The organism is Bacillus sp. Xin1, assembly GCF_013314535.1.
Classification (GTDB): domain Bacteria; phylum Bacillota; class Bacilli; order Bacillales; family Bacillaceae_G; genus Bacillus_A.
Genome location: NZ_JABUAE010000003.1, coordinates 62,526 through 85,568 on the forward strand (window position 1 = coordinate 62,526; position 23,043 = coordinate 85,568).

Here is a 23,043-nt window from a genome sequence, read left to right on the forward strand (position 1 = left end):
CAATTTTTAACACGATATCTGTATTTTACTTACCTTTTATCTTTATTTAAAAATGATTAAGATCTTGCTTCTTCATTTACTAGATTAAAGCGATCCGGAAACGATTTTTCCTTTAAACATAGTGGCTGCTCGTTCTGCTCTTCTTGCAATGGCTTCAGCGGAGCAGGATGCTTTGACAAACACGATATTTGCATCGTCTCCGACTTGCGGCCAAACTTGTTTCCCTTCATGATTGAGAGGCGTCTTGCCTCCCGTAATAAATCCGAGAGTTTGTGCCAAGGACCGTTCATCTACCCACTTTGAAATTTCTGCTAAACGGCTGGCACGTTCGAGAATGTCACCGTTGCCAAATGGCGACCAAACATCAAAAATGTTGTCACATCCGACGGCGACGTCCACTCCTTTGTTATGTAATAGCCCAACAGGTGGAAAACTTCTGTCAATTGGAACACTTGTAATAATTGAAATTCCTGCATCAATCAATAATTCTGCCATTTCACTTACTTGATTGAATGGAATATCTCCTAGGCCAAACGCGTGGCTAATGGCGACCTTTCCTTGCAGACCGGCTTCTTTTGTAAGGGCAGCTAGCCTTTTCATCGTAAAAATACCAAGATGATCGGTATCGTGTAAGTGTAAATCGATACCGGCATCTTCTTCCACAGCAATCTCGATCATCTCTTGTAATGATGCTTCGATATTCCCATCAACAGTCGCCGGATCAACACCACCAACAAGAGAGGCACCTTGGCGAATTGCTTCTCTTACTAGATTCCCTGATCGAGTGCGCAATAAACCGTGCTGCGGAAAAGCAACAATTTCATAAGATAACTTGCCCTCAAATGTTTGTAATACCTTCTGAATAGCCTCTAAATTTCGCAAACCGATTTCTGGATAAATATCTACATGCGTACGAATATGGGTAGATCCAGCTTTTAAGAAAGTCTCCAGTAGATGTTCCGCCCGCTCCTGAGTAGTAGTAGATAAAGAGGGAAGAACTTCTTTTTCCATTTCGAGTCGTTCAAAAATACTGTTTACAGGTGTTACTGCTTTCCAACGATCACCCACTATCGTTTTATCCAAATGACAATGCTTTTCAATAAACGATGGAAGTATTAATAGCTGCTTCACATCTACTTTCGGTAGACGATCTTGAAAAGGTTCATCAGTCGTAACAATTTTTGTGATTTTTTCATTGTCAATAAGAAGGTGGTAAGAGCCTGTTTTTGTTTTTATAACGGTATCATTTTCAACGTGATGACCGTTTTCTAATTTGGCATTTATTAACCAAAAAGCGGAGCCCATAGAGTATCCCGTCCTTTCTTTTATAAATAATCAGAATGCTCTTTTTTCTCCTTGTGAAATTTCAATAAGTCAGGGAATATTACAAGGGAAATGCAAAAAAGATTCATAAGATTATGATAAACTAAAGAAGAATATATGGAAAATATAAAAAAAATTAATTTTACTTAAGTTTTTCATATATAAAAGGGGAGTGTTTTCTATTTATGGATATAAGACAACTGCGTTATTTTATTGCGATTGTAGAGGAAAGACAAATCTCGGCTGCTGCTCATAGGCTTCATATTTCACAACCTCCGCTCAGTCAACATTTGAAAGCGATGGAACAAGAGCTAGGAACAAAATTGGTTGAGAGATCAGGGAAATTTTTAGAACTAACGCAAGCAGGTCAAGCTTTATATAAATATGCATTACAAATGACGCAATTATTAGAAGAAGCAAAAATGGAAGTAAAAGGAGTAGGGGATGGGATAACAGGAAGGCTGACACTTGGTGTCAATACTTTATCAGTAGTCGGGTTACCTCAATTGATGCAACAATTTCATGAAAGATACCCTAGGGTTACGTATAAAATTCAACAAAATGAATCAGCTCAGCTTTGTCAGCTAGTGAGAGATAGAGTAGTAGAGTTAGCAATCATTCGCTTGCCGCTGATGTTGGATGACTTTTCTGTTATCCATCTTCATACAGAACCGTTCTATTTTATTACTTCAAAAAAACAGCAATTAGCTAATCATAAGATTACTTTGGAGGAAATGAAAAAATCTCCATTAATCTTGCCTAGTACAGAGGGGTTAGGGGTATACAATATGATTTTGGATTTATTTTCTAAATATGAGTTATGCCCGAATGTCATTGCTGAATGTTCTGATATATCTGTTCTATTAGATTTAGTTGCGTCTGACTTTGGAGCCTCCATCGTTCCAGAAACCGTAATTCAGCGATATAAAGATTATCCTATACAAGCTTTTAAAATTGCTGATACAGATTTGACTGCCTCTACAGGGTTAATTTGGTTGAAGCATCATGAATTATCAAGTATCGCTCAAAACTTTGTTAATTTATATAAGTTCATATTGAAAAATTGACACATATGTAAGGTTGAAAAAAGTGTACATAGCCGTGATTGTCGCTGACGCAGTGGCTTCTCAATAAAGAAAGTTTTGAATTCCCATTAGGTAATACCATTCTGGTTACAGTAAATAATGCTTCAGAGGAAATAACTATACATATCTATACTTTACAAAAAGGAGAAGGGATTCTCATTTCTTTAAAAGCTGTCAGGGGAGAGGAGTTAAGAAAGAATATCCGTAATTTAAGTGGTGGAGAAACAATCCGTCTAGTATTCTATAAACTGTTTTTCGAAGATACAATGTGTTAGTTTTAGATGAATTGACAAATTTTGAGGTGATGATAGAGAGGGAAAATAAAGAGCATTTCCTTGAAATCGTGAAACGAAATATATTAGATGACTCAGAGTATTAAAATGCCAGTTAGCATGATACTATCTCGAAATGAAATGATTCTTTTGAGATAGTATCATTATTTTGTTGTATTAAAAATAAAATACTTTTCTTGTTTTGATGGATAATGTATTTAAATATTGAGACGAAATATTTTTATTGTTTATATGGAAGAAGCTTTACAGTAAATATTGTTTTTTCATCATTGCTATATACTTCAATGGTTCCATTATGAATCTCCACAATACTTTTGGCGATGGCCAAACCAAGGCCTGATCCTCCGGTATATGTAGAACGGGATTTTTCAACGCGATAGAAACGTTCAAAAATATGTGGTAAATCTGTACTTGGGATAGGCTGTCCGTAATTGGTAATATCAATTGCAATCATTTTACCGTCTTGATACGCTGTTACATCAATGAATTTCCCATCATTACCATACGTCATCGCATTCATAATTAAGTTTTCAAATACCCGTACTAATTTATCTCCATCAGCGAGTACCATTAGTTTTTCTGAAGGAAATGAAGGTCTACATTCAATATTTGCTTCTTGAAATTGTATACGGAATTGAACCGATAGTTGACCAAGCAATTCAATTATATCAATAGGTACAGTATTTAGTTGTAAATCTTTATTTTGAACACGGGTATATTCAAACAAATCATTCATAAGCATGTTTAACCTAGTTACTTTGTCATAAATAACTTGAATATAATGGCGTAATTCTACTTCATCTCTGTAATTATCATGATGAATAAGATTAACATAGCCAACTATGGATGTTAATGGTGTTCGTAAGTCGTGCGATACATTTGTGATGAGTTCACTTTTTGCTTGCTCAGTTTGCCGTTCTTCTTCAATAGAAACTTTTAACTGCTCTACAATACGATTGACACCAGTTGCTAAATCTTCTAAATAATCATGTTGTAAAATAGACACTTTATGATTAAAATTACCATCTGCAATATAACGAATTTCTTCAATCATTTGCTTTATACACACTTCATAATATAGTTTTTTTTCGTGACGATAAAAAATATAAACATAGAATGAAAAAATGGAGAATAAAAACAGATAGGATCCCATCATTGTCCAAAGAGACTCTTTTAATCCCCTATACTTTTCATATCCGACAATCCTGACAAATTCTCCACTTAATGCTGTTAATGTAAGGGAACTATCAATTACACTTGTAACAAGACGGGATATGACAAACTCGGTAATTGGTGTAAGTAAAATAGAAACTAAAAGCCAAAATGCAATTTTCCATTTTGGGATGACCTTCAATATATCAACCGTTTCATTTTTCAATTTTATAACCCACTCCCCAAACAGTATGAATGAGTTTTTCACCATTTGTTCTTGTTTCAAGCTTATCTCTTAAGTTGCTAATATGAACCATTACAGTTTTATTAGAACCATAACCATCTTCATTCCAAACACGTTCAAATATTTCTTCTGAACTAAATACTCTACCCGTATTACTAGCAAGTAAATATAAGATATCAAATTCAATAGATGTAAGTTTAATATACTCACCATTCATTTTCACAGTATGATTATGCTTATGTATTTCCACAGAACGAATCCGAATAATCCCATCTTCTTTTATTTGTGTCGCAGCATACTGGAAGGAGGATCTACGCAATAATGCTTTGACTCTAGCGATTAATTCTAATGGATTAAAAGGTTTAATCATATAATCATCAGCACCTGTCATCAGACCGAGGATTTTATCCATATCTTCGGCTTTTGCGCTTAGCATAAGAATGGGTACCGTATTTTCTTCTCTAACTTGCTGACATACTTCTAATCCGTTACGCTTTGGCATCATGATATCTAAAATCATAAGATCAATTTGATGAAGTGAGAGCATATGTAACGCTTCCTCACCATCATAGGCTTTATAAATGTTGAAACCTTCATTTCGTAAATAAACGGCAAGTAATTCTACAATCTCTTTATCATCATCAATAATTAAAATATTTCTTTCCATCGTAAATTTAATTCCTCTCTCTACATTTCATCATCATTAATATAATAACAAACATTTAGCTGTTTGGGAGTTAAGACTATATGCAAAATTTCATGTAACGTATTAAAAGGGTTTAAAAAATACAGCACGAATAAAAATAAGAGGATGCTTTATTTCTTATGATAAGCGGAATATAAATTTTGTTAGGAGAGAGTAACGTGTTACATAAAAAATAAACTGCGTTTAAGCCGAGTGGAGATTGGGAAAAAGATATAAAAATATTTTTATTAGAATACAACCACATGTTTATTTACGATGATAGAGGATGTGAGGTGATTGCGAAGAATAAAGAAATGATACGAGATTTATATATAAAATACAGAGAGTGGATTCCATGTTATGAATGAGGAAGTATTGATGAATGATTCAAATGAAAATAGGAGGAAGTGAAAAGTGTAATGAAGCGTATTGCAATTGTATCAGCATGGGAGCCAGAACTTATATATCTGCATCAACATTATCCAAGTCATCGTGTAGAAAAACGAGCAGCTTGGGAATTTCATTTTCATTCTATAGATGAGTTAGAAGTAATATCTGTAATTACGGGCGTTGGAAAAGTAAACTGTGCTAGTTGCGTACAGTTACTAATAAGTGAATTTAAACCTGAACAGTTATTTATGACAGGTATTTGTGGAAGTTTATCCGAAAAAGTAAAAAATGGTCATATTGTTGTTGCACTTAATACTCTACAGCATGATGTAACTGCTGCGGGAACAGGATCAGATACTTTCGACTTATATACTGGTAGAACAGCTCCTATTGAAACAACGAAGTATCTCGTAAGACAAATAAAAAAAGTGCGTTCTTATGATCCAGTACACTTCGGGACCTTCATATCCGGAGATCAGCGTATTCGTAGTACGGAAATGAGATACTTATTACATACTGTATATGGTGCAATAGCTGTCGATCAAGAAGTAGCAGCTTTTGCATACGTATGTCATGTGAATAAAAAGCCTTTTCTTTGTTTAAAAGCAGCCTCAGATCAAGCGAATGATAGAACAGTAGAAGAACAAAAGGTTTTTAAAATGTTCGCTTGTGAGAGAGCATGTGAATATTTGCTTGCGTTTTTACGTGTATATGAAGTAACGACAGCCCATCAATAAATCAATGTTTTATTAAGTGTCCATTTATTTCAAATTAATAGGAAAGGTAGATGCAAGTATTACTATGATTCATTATAAAAAATGTAGCGAAGTAAATATAGATTTCGTATACGAAGCTTTTCGAGATGGTTTTTCTGATTACATTATAAAGATGGAGGTTTCGAAAGAAGACTTTATAAAAAGGTTTTTTGGTCCGGAAGGAAATAAACTTGAACATTCTCATCTAGCACTAGATGAAAAAAGGCCAATTGGAGTTATACTTGGTGGAATCAAAGACTATGAAAGTATAAAAACAATGCGATGTGGAACATTAGCGGTTCATCCGGACTTTCGTGGAACTGGTGTTAGTCATACATTATTTGAACTTCATAAAGAAGAAGCGATAAAAAATGAATGTCAGCAGCTTTTTCTTGAAGTCATTGTCGGTAATGATAGAGCGATTCAATTTTATAAGAAGTTAGGCTATGAAAAAGTATATAATCTGTCTTACTATAATTTGAAGGATCTTTCTAATTTGCCAAGTCAGACTCTACAAAATGTAGAAATAAAGCAAATTAAGTTTAGCGAATTTCAAAATGGAATACAAAAATGGTTAAACTTCCATATAAATTGGCAAAATGATATCGATTATATGGAGAAAACTGAAAATAATACGTATTATGGAGCATATATTAACGACGACTTAAAAGGATGTATATGTGTGAGTGACAATGGTAAAATCAGTTTCTTATTTGTAGATAAAAAATATAGAGGAATTGGAATAGCTACAAATCTATTACAAACTGTAAGTAAAGAATTACAGCTTTCCAGTCTTTCTATAGGATTCCCAAATAATAGTTTACTTGAAGGGTTTGTAAAAAAGTGTGGATTCGAAAAAAGTCCATTGGCTCAGTATGAAATGTATTATACATTATAACATTTAGAGAAAAATAGAAAAGTCCTTCAGCTTCATACTTTAAACGAAACTGAAGGATTTATATTTTTATAGACATCATAAGTTTGCATTTGCTTTTTCATGTGTTTTGTGTGATATTAAAGTTAAGCGAACGTATGTTTTTATTTAAATGGAGGTGTGACAATGTTAGCTCTACTAGAGAAAATAGATAACGAGTATGTAGCTCAATTTAATCGTCCTTTACATTATTCAGTAGAAGAAATTTGGGCTGTATTAACAGAGAATGAGAAACTAGCAAGATGGATGCCAAATCTTCACATAGAGAATTTGCGGAAGGGAGGTATAATAAAGTTTGATATGATGGATGGTTCTGGGGAATTTATTGATATCAATATTTTGGAATGCCAAATGAATTCCGTATTAGAATTTATTTGGGGAGAAGACCGAGTTCGATTTGAAGTACATAAAAATCACGATGGTTGTATATTGATTTTAAAGGAGTTCATTCATGAAATAAATGATCACACGCCAAAGGACTTATCTGGATGGCATATATGTTTAGAAATGTTTTCTTCTGTATTAGATGGACGTAATATGGAGTTTCCGAAAGATGAGTGGGAAAAATGGTATGAAAGATATAAGTTAGTAGTAGTTAATAAAATAGGAAATAAAGATGTAAATTAATTATATTATTGTGTAATAATTATAGGTTAAAAATATATTTATTAAGAAAAAACATTAGAAGGTTTTATATTGAATAAGGAATTTACAGAAGACAAACTAAAAAATGGCCCTGTTCAACAACTATGTCGATAATCGAATAAAACGAAATCTTGTCAATATCACATAGGATAAGCCCAGATTAATAGCTTTTCGTTTGTAACACGATTAGATAAAGTAATGAAGATGATCTTCAAAGTGTAAATATACACCTGTTTGATTTTTAAAGAATTCCAATCAGGTTTGTCTAAGTTAGAAAAGAGTTGATGTATTCCATATCCTTTTAGTTGTGTTCTTACGCTGAAGCAGTAAGAAATTGTTGTTCTTTGTGCATTAATTTGATTTTTTATGGAAATATATACTAGTAAGTATGCGATTTGAACGTTCTATTTTTTAGAGTATAACAGGAGGAGAATGAATATGTCGGAAATTGAAGTAGGCGAAATTTTTATTCTTAGCGATGAGAGTAATGAGGAGCAGGAAGTTGAAGTGCTCGGAACGATGAATGTTGAAGGAGCAGAATACATTGCCGTTGGCTTTGTAGAAGACATTCAAACGGAAACAGAGGAAGACATAGATATTTTCTTTTTAAAAGTAGAAGAAGATAGTGAATTCTCATACATTGAGAGTGACGAGGAATTCGAAAAAGTATCTGCTGCGTTTGAGAAAATTATGGAAGAGCAAAAATAATATTGGTTGGACACAAGAGGGGGATGCATATCTGCCCTCTGTTTTTGTATAAAGGGGCACGGCAAGATTCTTAATATGCTAAAAAACCACTAGTTAGCCAAAGCAATAAGCGAAGTGTCTTGGTCATAATTCTTTTTATTGTATCAGTACGATACATCATCTACCTGGAATAAGTCTCTGTTTTTGGATATTTATGGAAGCGCAGTCCTCATTCCAATTGATTACTAACAGGCAATACCGCATAAAGCGCAAGAGAATGAATAATATAGAAAATGATGAATTGGATATTTTTGGGGGGTGTTTTCATCAATTGGTTTGTTCGTTATTGGTATCAATCGATGATAGAGACAGGTGCAAACTATGTTCATGTCAGAAAGAAGGCACTTGCAACCAAGTTAGTTATTACAGCTTTATTGAGTACAATTGCTACTATGCTTCAATCAGCGGGAGGCTTTATGCCTGGTATAGGCTTTCTAATTAGTTCTCTAGCGACAGTACCAATTTTTTTAGCTACTTGTTTTTATATCCGCCAGGGAATCCTTTCTTTTACCCTTACGATTTTCCTTTTATTTATTATTCAGCCGAGTGAACTAATTATCTTTCCCTTTACAACAGGTTTATTAGGTATAGTGATGGGGGTGGCTTTTTTACAATTGAAGAGTAGAATTATGATTGTTTCCTTTTCATCAATATGTCTACTTACAGGTATTATGATGATTCTGTATGTATTCCGTTTTCCAGTGCTAGGCCCTACTGTTGATACAACTGTGGACTTAAAAGTTATCGCAATAGCATTTATATTTAGTTTTCTATACTGCTGGATCTTCGCGGAGTTTTGTAGACTACTCATGAATAGATTGTATCAGATATTTCCTTAACAGTTGAGTAATATAAACAGTTTGAAATTTCCATATATCCATCTTAATATCCACATAGAACCTACCAAAAATGTACCAATATTAAAAGGAAATTCACCTAATCTCCCGGCCTTAATTTGATACTAAAAGCACAATTCTAATCATATTCTTATAAAAGAAAACAATTAGAAGGAGTGTAAAGTTAGTTGATAAAAGTTAAGGTTAGTTTACGACCCATTGTAAGTAAGATAAATTTACCCACTGTTTTGAAAACAGCTATACTTCCGGGCGACTCAATTGAAAGATTATTTATTGCAACCCAGGTAGGAGAGATCTTTTACATAGGAAACGGGGTTATAAGGACTTTTTTAGATATTCGTTCGCGAATCATAAAACTAGGTGATTCTGGTAGTGGATATGATGAACGGGGATTGCTAGGGCTAGCATTTCATCCAGAATTTTATAATAACGGTCTGTTTTATCTTCATTATTCAGTAGCTGGAACACAAGGTCCAGGTGCTCTTTCTGAATCTTTTAAGCCTAACCCATGTGATCCTAGAACTTTAAACCTAAGATGGATAAATAGAGAAACTCAATATGATCATATTGATACAGTTGAAGAATGGATTTTACAATCGAATGGTCAACCTCAAAAACGACGAACATTACTTAACCTAAGAAGACCATTTTATAATCATAATGGTGTCAATAGCTTAAACTTTTCACCTGAAACCGGAAAACTTATTTTAACAACCGGAGATGGTGGTTCAGGCTATGATCCATTTAATTTAAGTCAGGAAGACATGGAGATGGCTGGTAAAATAATTGAAATTGATGTTAAGAATACATTTATCTATAATCCACCCGTAGTCACACGTTTTAATGAACTTCCCGCACCTATCCAAGAAACGCTTACAGTAATTGCAAAAGGGGTTCGTAATATATCAGGCATTTCATTTCAAAAGCTTTATAATCAGTATATCAAATATGCGGGAAATGTCGGACAGGATTTGGTAGAGTCGATTTTTTCATTCATTCATTATAAACCAATACCGGTTACACAGCTTATTCAAGCTTCATTAATGAACTCTAAACCTGACCAAGAAGGATTTATAAACTTTGGCTGGCGAGGGTGGGAAGGTGCTTTTCCTACTTCAGTTATAAGGGGCTGCTCTACAAGTCCGACTTTGGATGAGAAAACAATTGCTTATTACAATGAAGCAATAATAACTTCAGTGAGGCGTCTTCAGCCTTTAACTAGTTATTTTCATAAAGATCCCCGTCCCGATAAGTTTGGAGGAATTGCACTTACAGGAGTCCAGCCATATATGGGGAATGGAATCCCAAATTTAACGGGAAGCGTTGTATTTACCGATCTTGCCCGGTATGAAGAATCTCGCCCTCCGGTTAGAGGGGTCTTAGCTTATACGAGGGTAAGGACAGATTGTAAGCCAAATGATTTTAGTGTTATTGAAACCGATTATAATTTCGGGTCTCAACCAGCTTATTATGTTAATTTGGGGTCGAATCTAGATCAAACCAGACTATATTTAGGGGTTTATGGCTCTATGAAAGTGACTGATTTTAACCAAGGTACTGTTTTTGAAATTGTTCCGTAATTTATAATTAAAAACTTGAAGATTAGATATATATTATTATAGAATGCAGAAACTAGACTAGTAAACAAGCTGTTTTTGTTTCTAAACATAGAATATGATGAATTCTATTGTTAAGAGGAGATAATCATATTTATGAGATGTAATTGTCATTGCAAACATTTTCGAGATTGTGATAATTGTCGAGATTGGTAAATCTCTTTGAAAGAGTGTTTTAAAGAAAAACACTCTTTTTTGTTCCTGGATTTTCTGAACCCATTATTTGACGCTAATTTTTTATTTTTCACAAAAAAACCATTAGAGATTACTATAATTTAGTTATGTAAACTTACAATGATAAACTTAACCCTAATTTTAAAATTAGGGTTAAAAATAAAGTAATGCAGTGCAACCTATTTTTAATTATTTATATGTTTTCTAGTAACTGTAATTCTTCTTCTACAAAACTCATTACTTCTTTTATTATTTCACTAGAAAAATCAAATTGAATTCCAGCTGCTTTATATACTTCTTTTACAGATTTAGAACTACCTAAAGATAAAGCTTTTTTATAGTTTTGCAATGCTTGGTGAGGGTTTTCTTTATAGAGCTTATACATTTGTAAAGCGCCAATTTGTGCAATTGCGTATTCAATATAATAGAAGGGTACTTCGAAAATATGAAGAACAGATAACCATTGTGCAACTTTCCAACTTTCATATCCATCTGTATTTACTACACTTGAGTTATATAGGGAAGAAAGTTCTAGAAACTTAGCATTTCGTTCTTCGACAGTATGGTTTGGGTTCTCATACAACCAGTGTTGAAATTGATCAATGATAAGTGTATTTGGTAAATACTCTACAATCTGTGTTAATTGCTCTTTCATAGCTTGTTTTAAATCTTCTTTGTTTGTATAGAAAATGTTCCAATGCTCCATTGTGAAAAGCTCCATTGTCATGCTTGCTAATTCAGCAGTCTCCATCGGTAAATGTTGATATTGGTGTATTAAAATATCTTTCATTAAATCATGATGAATACAGTGACCCATCTCATGTAAGAAAACAATAACATCATCTTGTGTTTTTGTTAAATTCATAAAAATAAATGATAACTTAGATAGGGGTAAATACTCACAAAATCCGCCTGGCGCTTTTCCTTTTCTGCTTTCTAAATCTAGATGGTTATGCATCTTTTCTAGAAGAGTTGAAAAGCTTGAATCAAGCTTAGTAAAAAGCGTTTTACTTTTCTCTATTAATTCAATTTCATTTTCTACAGGTTGTAACAGTTTATGATCTGCAGGTAAAGCCTGTATATCCCACGGACGTAATGTATCTATCTGAAGCTTTTTCTGTAATTCTTTATGAATTTTTTCTTGAAGCGGCACAACGTATTTACGAATAGATTCAGCCAATTGATTACATTGCTCAGCAGTGTAATCAAAACGCTCATATTTTTTAAACATATAGTCACGATAATTCGTTAAACCAACATTTCTAGCTTTTTTTGACCGAAGAATAATTAACTGATTTAAGATTTCCTGAATCTCATTTTCTACGGATAGAAATTTTTCAGAGATAGCAGTCATTGCTTTTTGACGAACGCTTCGATCTGGATTCTGTAGATAGACATTTAATTCAGATAGATTTACTTCTTCACCATTCCACATAGAAGTGAGGTTACCAGTGATTTCAAAATATCTTGTTATTAACTCATCCTCAGTAATTTCTAAACTAATATTTTCTTCATTAAAGAGTTCTCTAGTATTTTTAATTTTTTTATCTAAGAATCCAAACTGAGAAGGATTTAACTGTGAGTGGTAGGGTGATTCATAATATTTTTGGTCTAATAGACTTTTATAACGTTTTAATATAGGCTGCACATGTTTTTGATTAAAGTCAAAAGTGTTTTTTGCCTCTGCATCATTCGTATTTCGTTGAAAGGCGATATAATGTTTCGTAAGTTGTTCATTAATAGAATTTAAAGTTTGTGATTGTTTTACTAACCAAATCTCAAGTTCTTGACTAGATGATATGGATTCGTTTAATAGTACATCCAATTTTTTTATTAATTCATCTATATTACTAATATTGATAGGTATTGTCTGCTGCATGAAATATCCCTCACTTATTATTTACTAATAGAGGTATTCTTTTCTTTCGTATGAATTCCTTTTTTACCCAAGAAATTGGTGCCTACTATACCAAAGATAATCATCATAGCTCCAAAGATATGATAGTGTGCGATTTGTTCGTGTAAAAATAATACACCTGCAATAATCGTGATAAGTGTAGATAGATTACTAAAGACACTCATCTTAGCTGCTTCTATATAAGACAATGAATAATTAAGTAGAAATGCTGTTAGTAAGGAAGAGAATAATCCTAAATATAAAATAGATATAAGGAATGTTCCGTTTGTAAATGGTATAAAGTATTCATTTACTGTACTTTTATTTATATGATTAATGATGGCGATTAAATTGAAGCTAAGAAATCCAATGGCTGTCATTATATACGTTAAGTCATGCAGCTTGAATTTTTTTGTCATTTTCCTAGCTAATACATTGTAGCAAGCAGAGGATAATGCTGATAACAGAATAAGGATAATTCCAATAAAGCTAGTTTCATGAGTTTCTATGCCATTCATTACAAATATATAAATGACACCAATGACAGAAATGAGTACAGATATTTTTTGCCATGCATTTGAATGCTCTTTTAAAAAATAAGAAGCTAAAATCATTGTAAATATAGGTATGGTAGCTTGGATAATTCCGGCTTCAGATGAGCTTGTATACACTAAACCAAATGCCTGGAAAGCAAAAAATAGTGCAGGGTAAAATATTGCTAATGGCAAAAGTGTAAGTATATTTTTAAATGAAATATTTAATTTTACAAACCCGAAAATGATTGGGATAGTTGCTATTAAGAAAGCTACAGTAAAACGATGAGCAAGTGTAGCAAGCGGAGTTGTAACTGTTAATGCTAATTTCACAAACATAAATGAAAAACCGATAATAAAAGAATATACTAGTGCTGCTGTATATGCTTTAGTTGTATTTTTCATAATTTCACCTCATATAGTTGATTTGTTACTGGCCAGTATATGTACATGGTAATCTTTCTGAGTCAGTGCTACAATGTTAACAAATCTAAATTGTACCGGTACAAAATAGACATGGGGGTACAATTATGTATAAATATTTAAATATATTAAATGATTTAGAAAGTATGATTCAAAAAGGAGAGATAAAAGAAGGAAAGAAATTACCGTCTATACGTTCACTTGTATCACAATATGAGTGCAACAAAGCAACAATTATACGTGCGCTTCATGAATTAGAGAAGCGTCATATTATTTACTCCGTACCTCAAAGTGGGTACTATGTGGTGAAAAGAATGGGGAATCATGAAGAAGGTGAAGCAGAGAATATTGATTTTGCATCTTCAGCTCCAGATCCTGATGTATTTCCGTATTTAGATTTTCAACATTGTATTAATAAGGCAATTGATACGTATAAGAATGATTTGTTTATATACGGTACACCTAAAGGATTACCATCTCTAATTTCAGTTGTGCAAAAACAACTAGCAAACTATCAAGTTTTTACAAAAGAAGAAAACATCTTCATCACCTCGGGAGTTCAGCAAGCTCTCGCTATATTAACTTCTATACCCTTTCCAAATCAAAATGAAACGATACTTATTGAGCAACCGAGTTATCACTTATTTATTGAATATATAGAAACAAATCGTATTCCTGTAATTGGAATTAAACGAACTGTTGAAGGTATTGATTTAATTGAGTTAGAAAAGATATTTCGAACGAGAAAGATAAAATTCTTTTATACCATTCCAAGATTCCATCACCCACTAGGTACTTCATATTCTAAGAAAGAAAAAGAAAAGATTATTTCTCTTGCGAAGAAATATAATGTATTTATAGTAGAAGATGATTATTTAGCAGATTTAGAACAAAATCCAAAGGTAGATCCACTATATAGTTACGATGATTCTTCACATATAATCTATCTAAAAAGTTATTCAAAGATTATTTTCCCTGGATTACGTGTAGGTTTGGCGCTTATTCCTTCTTCTATTGCAGAAGCGTTTCATAAATATAAAAAACTATTAGATATTGATAGTTCAATGATTTCCCAAGCTGCGTTAGAAATTTATATAAAAAGTGGGATGTTTGAACGACACAAACAAAAAATCCAATTGTCATATTACACTAGATCTAAGGCGTTATCTGAGGTATTAGAAGAAGCTTATAAAGAAAATCAACATCTGTTTTGTAAAACAGAAAGTAATATAGGAATACATACGTGCTTATCCTTACATAAAAATATTATGACGGAAGCGCTTATTAAAAACTTAAGAAAAAATCAAATATTTTTGGAGACTGTGGATAAAAATTATTTGTCTTCTTTTCATAAAGAAAACCTTTTAAAACTAAATGTATCAAATGTGAAAGAAGAGAAAATTGGGATAGGAATTCATAGAGTAATCGAGGAAATGAAACACGTAAGTCGTGTAGATTTCCATTTTAAGAAAGATTAACACTTCATATAGGAGTAGGAGGTTTATTATGAAGAAAAACATAATAGCATTGTTGTAGGAATAGGAGTGTTAGCAATGGTGATATATAATAAAAAAAGTGAACAATGTAAAGCGATTACTGTTCAGATAAAATAAGTTGTTACAGATTATAATAACCTACCTTTAGAAAATGTTAAGGTTTATGAAGATTCAATTACAAATAAGGAACATGCTCTTTCGAATTCATAAGATGAGTTTAAATTTTACACTGGTGTTTGTGGTGAAATTACGCTAGAGAGAAATATACGAAAAAATATGATGCGAGAGCATGTACCTAAATCGATTCAATTAAAAAATTAACATTAAGGAGAATTTTATATGAAACCATTACAAGGAAAAGTAGCAGTCGTAGCTGGTGCAACACGAGGTGCTGGAAGAGGGATTACGATGATGCTCGGTGAAGCTGGAGCGACTGTATATGTAACAGGAAGAAGTACAAAAGGTAATTTATCATCAATGGGAAGAACAGAAACAATTGAAGAAACCGCAAAATTCGTTACAAAACAAGGCGGAAAAGGGATTGCTGTTCGTGTAGATCATACAGTAGAAGCTGATATTGAAGCGCTATTTAATAGAATCCAAGAAGAACAAAACGGAAAACTTGATATTTTAGTAAATGATGTTTGGGGCGGTGATCCGCTTACTGAATAGGAAAAACCGTTTTGGGAACATAACTTACATAACGGATTACTAATGCAACAACGCGCTGTCCATTCGCATATGATGACGAGTTATTATGGTGTACCGCTTATGGTGAAGAACAAGAAGGGACTCGTAATTGGAATTACAGATGGTGTAGATTATCAATATCGTGGAAACCTCTATTATAGTTTAGCGAAAATCTCAACAATTCACTTAGCGGAAGCGATGGCAAAAGATTTAGAGGAACATCATATTACTGCTGTTGCGGTAAGTCCTGGCTTTCTCCGTTCTGAAGCAATGTTAGATTTATTTGGTGTGACAGAAGAAAATTGGCAAGAAGGTACAAAGAAAGATCCTCACTTTATCGCATCTGAACCCCCTTTCTTTGTAGGGAGAGCAATTGCCGCTTTAGCAAGTGATACGAACGTTCATAATAAAACAGGAAAAGCACTTAGCTCATGGGAGTTAGCGAGAGAATATGGATTTAAAGATATTGATGGAAGACAACCTGATTGGGGAAAATATTTTGAAGAGAATGTGTTAAAAGAACAATGAGTATTATATAAAATGAAAAGAAGGCTAAGAACTCTGTATATATCGGTTTTTAGTCTTCTTTTTGTATTATAAATTTTCTTCCGGTGGCGGGTATTGGAACTTTTTAAAATTCATATCTATAGTATATAAAACACTATGTGGATAATTAAATAAGAAGGAGTAAATGAATATGAATATTCCATATATTTATGATAAAATTCGGGTCCCTGCTGTAACATATACTACGGCACAGGGAACGGTTCATTCTGCTCAGCACGTTCTACAAGCACTACAAGCACAAGCCATGCAAATGCAAGGTATGCCATTAGAGTACCCACCTGTACAACATTATTATCCTACGTACATTATTCAAAGTGGAGTTTATTTTTCAACAATTCCATTTGGTGCCGTGTACAATTTATAAAAGTTGATTTGAGCTGTTCCAATTTGATTTTGATCTGCAATATCAGAATCAAATGTATTCGTTGCACTTACACCGCTAAAAGTATTTGTAACAAAGGTGAAGTTTTATAAGCGTTATTTAGAAAGGAGAAGTGTAGGATTTGTATGTTCATATTCCTCTTATAGTGAAAATGAACAAGCTGTTTTTTTATTTAATGAATACTATATAGCATCAAAGAAATAAGGAAGTGAAGCACGTCTTGTCCACATGTTTTATTTCTAAATTAACAGGTCGAGAGGAAGTACCTCCTGTTTATACAGACGCTTTTGGAATAGCACAATTTAGATTTAACAATGATTTTACGAAACTTCAATTTAAACTGGTAGTACATGATATAGAACAAGTGACTGCTGCTCATATTCATTTAGGAGATAGAGGAGAAAATGGCCCAGTTGTTGTTTTTCTATTCGGGCCAGTTACACGCGGAATTAGTGTAGATAGAGGAGTGGTAACAGGAATTATTTCAGAAACTGATCTTGTTGGTTCTTTACAAAATATGTCATTATTAGAACTTGCAAATCGGATGAATACAGGTAATACTTATGTAAACGTTCATACGGAAAAACATCCACCTGGACAAATTCGAGGGCAAATAAGAAGGTTTTAAAATTTCTTAGATGTATGTACAGTTTGTTTCTGCTTATAAGTATGCTAACAAAAACCTTTAGACATAATCATGACTAAAGGTTTTTATTGTGGGGAAATGTATACAGGACCAACAATTTTAATTATATAGGAGGTGAAGTTCTTGGAAGATAATCGAAAATCAATCCTCGCTTTTATCGTGTTAGTTTTAGGTTTAGTGTTCTTTGTTGGAGGTATGGTTTATAGCTTGTGGGGTCCATTTTAAATTTGTTTGTGACTAACTGCCCCTTAGATAATCCAGTCCTAAACTGCTTTTTATTTATTAAGTTAATGGTTTCTATATATTTCTGAAAATAAAGGAGAACATTCGCAATGAATTATATACTATTTAAAGCGATTAATCGTCTTGCTGGACGCGGAACTGCTATGGATACGATAATGGTTTTTATCTCACAGAAGACCCGATATTTATACCTTTTCACATTGATTTGTATGTGGTTTAGAAGCAATTTCTACAAAAAAATTATTTTGTATGCAGGAATATCAGCTGGATTCACCTTATGTATAAACCGTATCATCCAATTTTCTTATTTCAAACCTCGTCCTTTTATTGTCCATCGCGTTCGTTTGCTTATCCCATCAAAGAATAATTCTTCGTTCCCAAGTAAACATACTGCTTTAGCTTTTGCTGTAGCAACTTCCATTTTACTTCGTGAGCGTTTCATTGGTTCTATTATGTGGTTATTAGCGGTGTTGACAGGTTTTTCACGTATTTGGGTAGGGCACCATTATCCATTTGACATAATCGGGAGTGCTGTTATAGGTAGTCTTACAAGCGTAGTTATTAATAAAAATACATATGCATTTCAATCTTTTATTATTTGGATTATAAAGATGTATTCATCGTTTACAAAATTATTTAAATGAAAAAAGATGAACTCATCCGTTTCTTTTGTTTGGTGAAGTAGAGTAAGAGAAGGTGCAAATTGAAAATCTTTTTTTGCATTTTAAAAAAACAGTAGAGAAATAAGAATTGATTAGGATGACGAAAAACAAGTATATGCTAGAAAGGACTAGTATATACTTGTTTTTCGTTTGTATGTACCATGTGAACAATAAAGAATTTGATTAATGACCATTTTGAAAATTGTATATTACTTCACGAAGTTTTTTCAATCCAATCAGAGTATCTTGTTCACTTAACATAGAATAGCTGATACGTAAATGATCATGTTTCGATTCATGAACAAAACAAGCAGTTCCAGGTAAAAAAGAAATGTTAGATTCATTTGCCTTTTTTAGTAATGCAAATGAATTCATTGAATCCGGAAGAGAAATCCATAAATTAAAACCGCCTTGTGGTTTTTGGAAGTGAATCGTATCTGTTAGAGGAGAAAGTATCTCTACTGCAGTATCGCATCGTATTTGCAAGGCAGTTCGCAATTTTTCTAAATGATTTTTCATTCTTTCAGTTCGTAAAAAGGGTTGAATAGCTTTTTGAGTTAACAATGGGCTTCCTATATCCATCAAAGCTTTTACAGCATTTAGCCAATCAAATACAGGCCCCTCCGCCGCTACTGCTGCGATACGCAGACCTGGCGCTAATGTTTTACTGAATCCTTTTAAATATATGACATACCCGTTTGTATCAAAGATTTTAAGTGGAGCTGGAATTGTAGCCTCATCAAAATATATTTCTCCAAATGAGTCATCTTCAATTATAAAAAATTGATATATCTCCGCCAGTTCTATAAGTTCCATTCGCCTTTGTTTACTCATGACAGTACCTGTAGGATTTTGAAAAGTAGGATTTACATATAGTAAAGTTGGCGTCCTTTTTTGACAAACTTCATCGATTAAATCAGAACGAATCCCTTGTTCATCAAGCTCAATTGGTATGATTTGAACACCTTTATTTACAAACACATCAATTGCTGCACCATAGCACGGGCTCTCTATTATAACTGTATCACCTGGTTTTAATAATGTTTGAGCGATTAAATCAATTCCTTGCTGGGCGCCACTTGTAATTAATAAATTAGAATGGTTTACAGATAGTTTTTGATAGTCCTTTAAATATCTTGCAATCTCTAATCGAAGTTCTTCATCTCCTTGAACTGGTCCATAAGTTGCTAATATCATTTGATCTTTATCTATTATTTTTTGTATTTCCTCCGAAAGAAATGGATTCGGTAATAGACGAGGGTAAAGAATAGCTTGTGAAAAATCATAATACTTTCTATGTTGATTCATTACATATTGAGATCGAATGACATTGATTGATTTCGTATGTTGCCAATCATACGGTAGAGATTGAGATTTACGACGCTCGTGTTTATGTATATAGACGCCTTTCCCTTGCTTTATATATACATATCCTTTCGTTTCTAACTTCTTATAAGCTTTACGGACGGTTAATATACTTATTTGTAAATCATTCGCCATAGAGCGTAATGAAGGTAAAGAATCTCCCTTTGATAGCAGTCCACTTTGAATTCGTTCAACAATTTGCATATAAATTTGTTGATAGAATGGTATGTTAGATTCTTTCCGCAGTATAATCTTCATTATCTCACCTAAGTTTCTTTTTAATTTAATTAAATCTAAAAACATATATAGGAGCAACTATAGATTTGTCCAACTGTTAAATACCTTGATATACTGTTATACACTTCTTCCTTTATACTCACCTTAATAATCAAAAGGAGGAAACGTAATGGTCATTTTTAATTATATTTTAATTTGTATTATTTTCGGGACAACATTTTTAACAATAAAAATCGGGATTGAAGCGGGAGCACCACCGTTATTTTCAGCGGGAATCCGTTTCTTTTTAGCGGGTGTTATTTTGATTATCATATTTATGATAAAACGGAAACATATCATGCCATACTTGTTATCAAAAAGAATTATGTATGCTGGTTTTTGTTTAACCTTTATGACATTTGCAACATTATATTGGGCAGAACAATATATTTCTTCAGGATTAGCAGCTGTTCTTTCGGCAACAGGACCAATGATGATTTTGCTATTACAAGTAAAGAAAAATAAAACAAAATTACAACGGGAACAATTTCTTGCTTTAATCATAGCGCTTATAGGTGTTATTTGTATCTCTTTACCAGGGATGCACCATCAACTTACTTTTATATGGAGTATAGCTTGCGTTATCATATTAGTCGGCGAATTATTTTATGGTTTAGGTTCCATCCATTCAAAAGAAATACTTTCAGATTTGCCAAAAGTATCGCCGTTTCTCATTAATGGAATCCAAATGTTTTACGGGGGAATTTTTCTGTTGATTACTTCTATTTTTATAGAACAGCCCAATCCAGCTATATTAACATCTTGGAGTGTGCAATGGCCTATTTTGTACCTCATATTTGTTGGTTCAATTGGTGGGCATGGACTCTATTACTGGCTCTTATCAAAGACCAATCCGGTATTTCCATCAACTTGGCTATATGTATCTCCTTTAATCGCTGTTATTGCAGGATATATATTTTTAGGGGAACCAATTAATCCACTAATGGGAATCGGAGCGTGTCTCATCTTGATTGGTGTATTTTTAGTAAATCGCTCTATACTTGAGGTGTACTTTAAACAGGGAAAATTATTGAAAAAAGAAATGTAACATGATTGTATTTTGGTTGTGGGATACTTAATGCACCTCTAAATAACAGAAAAAACAAACTATTAAATAGAGTTAGAACTCTTTATATGTTATAATTTATATATCATTTTCATAAAATGGCCCTATATATCATAGGGCTTTTTTGAGTTGTACAGTAGAAAATAATACATATTAAGGACAATCAAAATTTTCATTAGCAAACGGATAGGGGTGGTTCACTTGAAACAAGCATTAATCGTTATCGATTTGCAAGAAATCTTTTTCTCAGAGGAAAAAAATTACTTATATCAGCATGAACAATTGCTTCAAAATGTGAATACAGTTATTAACTGGGCAAAAATAAATTAGAGTACCAGTATCAATTAAAAAAGGTAGTATGCTTGTGAACTTTAAAATAAGTACGAGGAAAATATTGATGGGGAGGGAAGCTTTATGGAGATAAAAATAGATGATTTAACCGGTACCGGTACAGAAGTAGAAAAATTATTGATGGATCATCTGCAAAGCATGGCACTACATTCTCCTCCAGAAAGCAGACATGCTCTAGATTTAGAAGGATTGCAGAAAGAAGATATTACATTTTGGAGTGCATGGGAAGGTAATGATTTAGTTGGATGCTGCGCACTTAAAGAACTCAATAGTCAACATGGAGAAATAAAATCAATGAAAACATCTTCATTGCATTTAAGAAAAGGTGTTGCCAAGCGGCTTCTTCAACATATAATTGAGGAAGCAAAGCGACGTGGTTACCAGAGGCTAAGTTTAGAAACAGGATCTATGAGTGTGTTCAAACCAGCTAGAAGTTTGTATACAAGTATGGGATTTCAATATTGCAAACCGTTCTCGGAATATAAAGAGGATCCAAATAGTGTGTTTATGACAATGGAATTGGTATGTAATTAAATCGTTTTTAATATATATATGTTTTTCAAAGTTATATAAATTAAGTGTTAATTTAAAATGGATTTCAACTATTTATAAAAAAGATGTACCGAAAAGACCCCTTTGGATAAAATTATCTAAAGGGGTCTTTTCGGTAACAAAGGTATTTAGTTATATTTACAGCATATCATCCCATGAACTTTGCCCATTGTAGGATATACCATGCTGCTCTTCCGCCATTTTCATAGGGTCCTCGTGAGAAAGAGTAAATACCATTTTAGGTTTCTCATCTTTCATGTACAAGATGTAAATAGTATCATGGATCAAATCTATTGGCTGACCCGTTTTTTTTTCAAGGCGCATCGTACCTTTTGTTTTCACCATCGTATAGTAAGGATTGAGGGGGATTTCTTCAACTGGGATCGTTTTGACGAATTGAAAACCCAAAGAATGTAAGTATTCCTGACTTTTTTCAGTTCCCGTCAGATAATCTTTTTTTGAAACTATCTGGAGAGCGCCACTAGGATCGGCACCCACAAGGGGATCAATCACATGAGGAGCCAGAAGTTCTGGCTTAAATGCATTATGCGCTCGATTAAACTCCTCAAAGTATGTTCGGATTTTATCACTTACTTGGTTCATGGTTCTTCACCAATCCTTTCTTGATCACTAAAGTCTTCTTTTACCCATTTTTATCCTCTCTTTTTCCTAATTCATCCTATTTGAGAGAGGAGTGGTTGAGAACTATATATGTGTATTCTATTTTTGTATGGTTTACATTATGTAACAATATCGAAATTCAACATATCTATGAACCTTAAAAGTATGTCCTAATTGTAATGCAAATCAAATTGAGAAAGGGATGATAAGGGCAGGCAATGGAGTAGTTCATATGTTTTCTTATAACAATCCAAGAAGTCAATTTTCACCAATATCTTCATATTTCTGTTTGAAATGTGGATATATTTGAGGTTTATTTGTTGAAAAACCTCAAAACTTTTAAAGCAGAATATTAAGCTAGTTGTTTTGTTGG

The 23,043-nt window shown here is 33.0% G+C and carries 21 protein-coding genes and 2 pseudogenes; 16 read left to right on the forward strand and 7 right to left on the reverse strand.

All coding sequences use genetic code 11. The features are described from left to right. Nucleotides 1-84: 84 nt before the first annotated feature. On the reverse strand, nucleotides 85-1,305 hold the full coding sequence (locus HRG09_RS05555) for an amidohydrolase (protein WP_174099752.1): 1,221 nt from the start codon (nucleotides 1,303-1,305) through the stop codon (nucleotides 85-87). A gap of 203 nt (nucleotides 1,306-1,508) precedes the next feature. Here HRG09_RS05555 and HRG09_RS05560 point away from each other — a divergent pair, with 203 nt between their 5' ends. Then, a complete protein-coding gene (locus HRG09_RS05560; protein ID WP_174099753.1) occupies nucleotides 1,509-2,390 on the forward strand; it encodes a LysR family transcriptional regulator in 882 nt (293 codons plus the stop codon). Nucleotides 2,391-2,921: 531 nt separating this feature from the next. Here the strand turns inward: HRG09_RS05560 and HRG09_RS05565 are convergent. Further along, on the reverse strand, nucleotides 2,922-4,079 hold the full coding sequence (locus tag HRG09_RS05565; protein WP_174099754.1) for a sensor histidine kinase: 1,158 nt from the start codon (nucleotides 4,077-4,079) through the stop codon (nucleotides 2,922-2,924). Next, the gene (locus HRG09_RS05570; protein WP_174099755.1) at nucleotides 4,069-4,764 is read right to left on the reverse strand and encodes a response regulator transcription factor; all 696 of its coding nucleotides are present in this window, start codon (nucleotides 4,762-4,764) and stop codon (nucleotides 4,069-4,071) included. Before HRG09_RS05570 ends, HRG09_RS05565 begins: the two co-directional genes overlap by 11 nt. A 281-nt stretch (nucleotides 4,765-5,045) precedes the next feature. On the opposite strand from HRG09_RS05570, the pseudogene HRG09_RS05575 reads away from it, so the two are divergent. The 7 genes and pseudogenes from HRG09_RS05575 to HRG09_RS05605 all read left to right on the forward strand — a co-directional run. After that, nucleotides 5,046-5,150 (forward strand): annotated as a pseudogene (locus HRG09_RS05575) (DUF3885 domain-containing protein); the annotation flags it as partial. A 51-nt stretch (nucleotides 5,151-5,201) separates the two neighbouring features. Further along, entirely contained in the window at nucleotides 5,202-5,909 is a 708-nt protein-coding gene (gene mtnN / locus HRG09_RS05580; RefSeq protein ID WP_174099757.1) for a 5'-methylthioadenosine/S-adenosylhomocysteine nucleosidase, read from the forward strand. 64 nt (nucleotides 5,910-5,973) lie between these two features. Next, entirely contained in the window at nucleotides 5,974-6,825 is an 852-nt protein-coding gene (locus HRG09_RS05585) for a GNAT family N-acetyltransferase (RefSeq protein ID WP_174099758.1), read from the forward strand. A gap of 162 nt (nucleotides 6,826-6,987) precedes the next feature. After that, nucleotides 6,988-7,488, forward strand: coding sequence for an SRPBCC family protein (locus tag HRG09_RS05590; protein ID WP_174099759.1), 501 nt, complete (start codon nucleotides 6,988-6,990; stop codon nucleotides 7,486-7,488). A gap of 456 nt (nucleotides 7,489-7,944) precedes the next feature. Next, complete coding sequence (locus HRG09_RS05595) at nucleotides 7,945-8,214, forward strand: DUF1292 domain-containing protein (RefSeq protein WP_174099760.1); 270 nt, start codon at nucleotides 7,945-7,947, stop codon at nucleotides 8,212-8,214. Between the two features lie 275 nt (nucleotides 8,215-8,489). Beyond that, a complete protein-coding gene (locus HRG09_RS05600; protein WP_174099977.1) occupies nucleotides 8,490-9,092 on the forward strand; it encodes a YybS family protein in 603 nt (200 codons plus the stop codon). A gap of 185 nt (nucleotides 9,093-9,277) precedes the next feature. Continuing rightward, nucleotides 9,278-10,690 (forward strand): PQQ-dependent sugar dehydrogenase, encoded by a 1,413-nt coding sequence (locus HRG09_RS05605; protein WP_174099761.1) that lies wholly within the window; start codon nucleotides 9,278-9,280, stop codon nucleotides 10,688-10,690. A gap of 403 nt (nucleotides 10,691-11,093) precedes the next feature. Here the strand turns inward: HRG09_RS05605 and HRG09_RS05610 are convergent, their stop codons facing one another. After that, nucleotides 11,094-12,779, reverse strand: a complete 1,686-nt coding sequence (locus HRG09_RS05610; RefSeq protein ID WP_174099762.1) for a M3 family oligoendopeptidase — start codon at nucleotides 12,777-12,779, stop codon at nucleotides 11,094-11,096. A 17-nt stretch (nucleotides 12,780-12,796) separates the two neighbouring features. Continuing rightward, complete coding sequence (locus tag HRG09_RS05615) at nucleotides 12,797-13,735, reverse strand: DMT family transporter (protein WP_174099763.1); 939 nt, start codon at nucleotides 13,733-13,735, stop codon at nucleotides 12,797-12,799. Nucleotides 13,736-13,860: 125 nt separating this feature from the next. Between HRG09_RS05615 and HRG09_RS05620 the strand changes: the two genes are divergently transcribed. The 5 genes and pseudogenes from HRG09_RS05620 (at nucleotide 13,861) to HRG09_RS05645 (ending at nucleotide 18,421) form a co-directional block, all read left to right on the forward strand. After that, nucleotides 13,861-15,231: an aminotransferase-like domain-containing protein gene (locus HRG09_RS05620; RefSeq protein WP_174099764.1), complete on the forward strand. Its 1,371-nt coding sequence runs from the start codon at nucleotides 13,861-13,863 to the stop codon at nucleotides 15,229-15,231. Nucleotides 15,232-15,588: 357 nt separating this feature from the next. Continuing rightward, nucleotides 15,589-16,467 (forward strand): annotated as a pseudogene (locus HRG09_RS28745) (SDR family oxidoreductase). A gap of 169 nt (nucleotides 16,468-16,636) precedes the next feature. Further along, nucleotides 16,637-16,870 carry a DUF3947 family protein gene (locus tag HRG09_RS05635; RefSeq protein ID WP_254610030.1) on the forward strand — a complete coding sequence of 78 codons (234 nt, stop codon included), beginning with the start codon at nucleotides 16,637-16,639 and terminating at the stop codon, nucleotides 16,868-16,870. A gap of 238 nt (nucleotides 16,871-17,108) precedes the next feature. Next, complete coding sequence (locus tag HRG09_RS05640; RefSeq protein ID WP_174099768.1) at nucleotides 17,109-17,516, forward strand: CHRD domain-containing protein; 408 nt, start codon at nucleotides 17,109-17,111, stop codon at nucleotides 17,514-17,516. Nucleotides 17,517-17,866: 350 nt separating this feature from the next. Beyond that, on the forward strand, nucleotides 17,867-18,421 hold the full coding sequence (locus HRG09_RS05645) for an undecaprenyl-diphosphatase (RefSeq protein ID WP_174099769.1): 555 nt from the start codon (nucleotides 17,867-17,869) through the stop codon (nucleotides 18,419-18,421). Between the two features lie 201 nt (nucleotides 18,422-18,622). Here HRG09_RS05645 and pdxR read toward each other — a convergent pair whose 3' ends face one another. Continuing rightward, nucleotides 18,623-20,062, reverse strand: a complete 1,440-nt coding sequence (gene pdxR, locus HRG09_RS05650) for a MocR-like pyridoxine biosynthesis transcription factor PdxR (protein WP_174099770.1) — start codon at nucleotides 20,060-20,062, stop codon at nucleotides 18,623-18,625. A 148-nt stretch (nucleotides 20,063-20,210) separates the two neighbouring features. On the opposite strand from pdxR, the gene HRG09_RS05655 reads away from it, so the two are divergent. The 3 genes from HRG09_RS05655 (at nucleotide 20,211) to HRG09_RS05660 (ending at nucleotide 22,031) form a co-directional block, all read left to right on the forward strand. After that, the gene (locus HRG09_RS05655) at nucleotides 20,211-21,128 is read left to right on the forward strand and encodes a DMT family transporter (RefSeq protein ID WP_174099771.1); all 918 of its coding nucleotides are present in this window, start codon (nucleotides 20,211-20,213) and stop codon (nucleotides 21,126-21,128) included. A 219-nt stretch (nucleotides 21,129-21,347) separates the two neighbouring features. Further along, nucleotides 21,348-21,476, forward strand: a complete 129-nt coding sequence (locus HRG09_RS29335) for a cysteine hydrolase family protein (RefSeq protein ID WP_262386301.1) — start codon at nucleotides 21,348-21,350, stop codon at nucleotides 21,474-21,476. Nucleotides 21,477-21,560: 84 nt separating this feature from the next. Next, on the forward strand, nucleotides 21,561-22,031 hold the full coding sequence (locus HRG09_RS05660) for a GNAT family N-acetyltransferase (RefSeq protein WP_174099772.1): 471 nt from the start codon (nucleotides 21,561-21,563) through the stop codon (nucleotides 22,029-22,031). Nucleotides 22,032-22,187: 156 nt separating this feature from the next. Here HRG09_RS05660 and HRG09_RS05665 read toward each other — a convergent pair whose 3' ends face one another. Continuing rightward, nucleotides 22,188-22,652 (reverse strand): hypothetical protein, encoded by a 465-nt coding sequence (locus tag HRG09_RS05665; protein ID WP_174099773.1) that lies wholly within the window; start codon nucleotides 22,650-22,652, stop codon nucleotides 22,188-22,190. Between the last annotated feature and the right edge of the window lie 391 nt (nucleotides 22,653-23,043).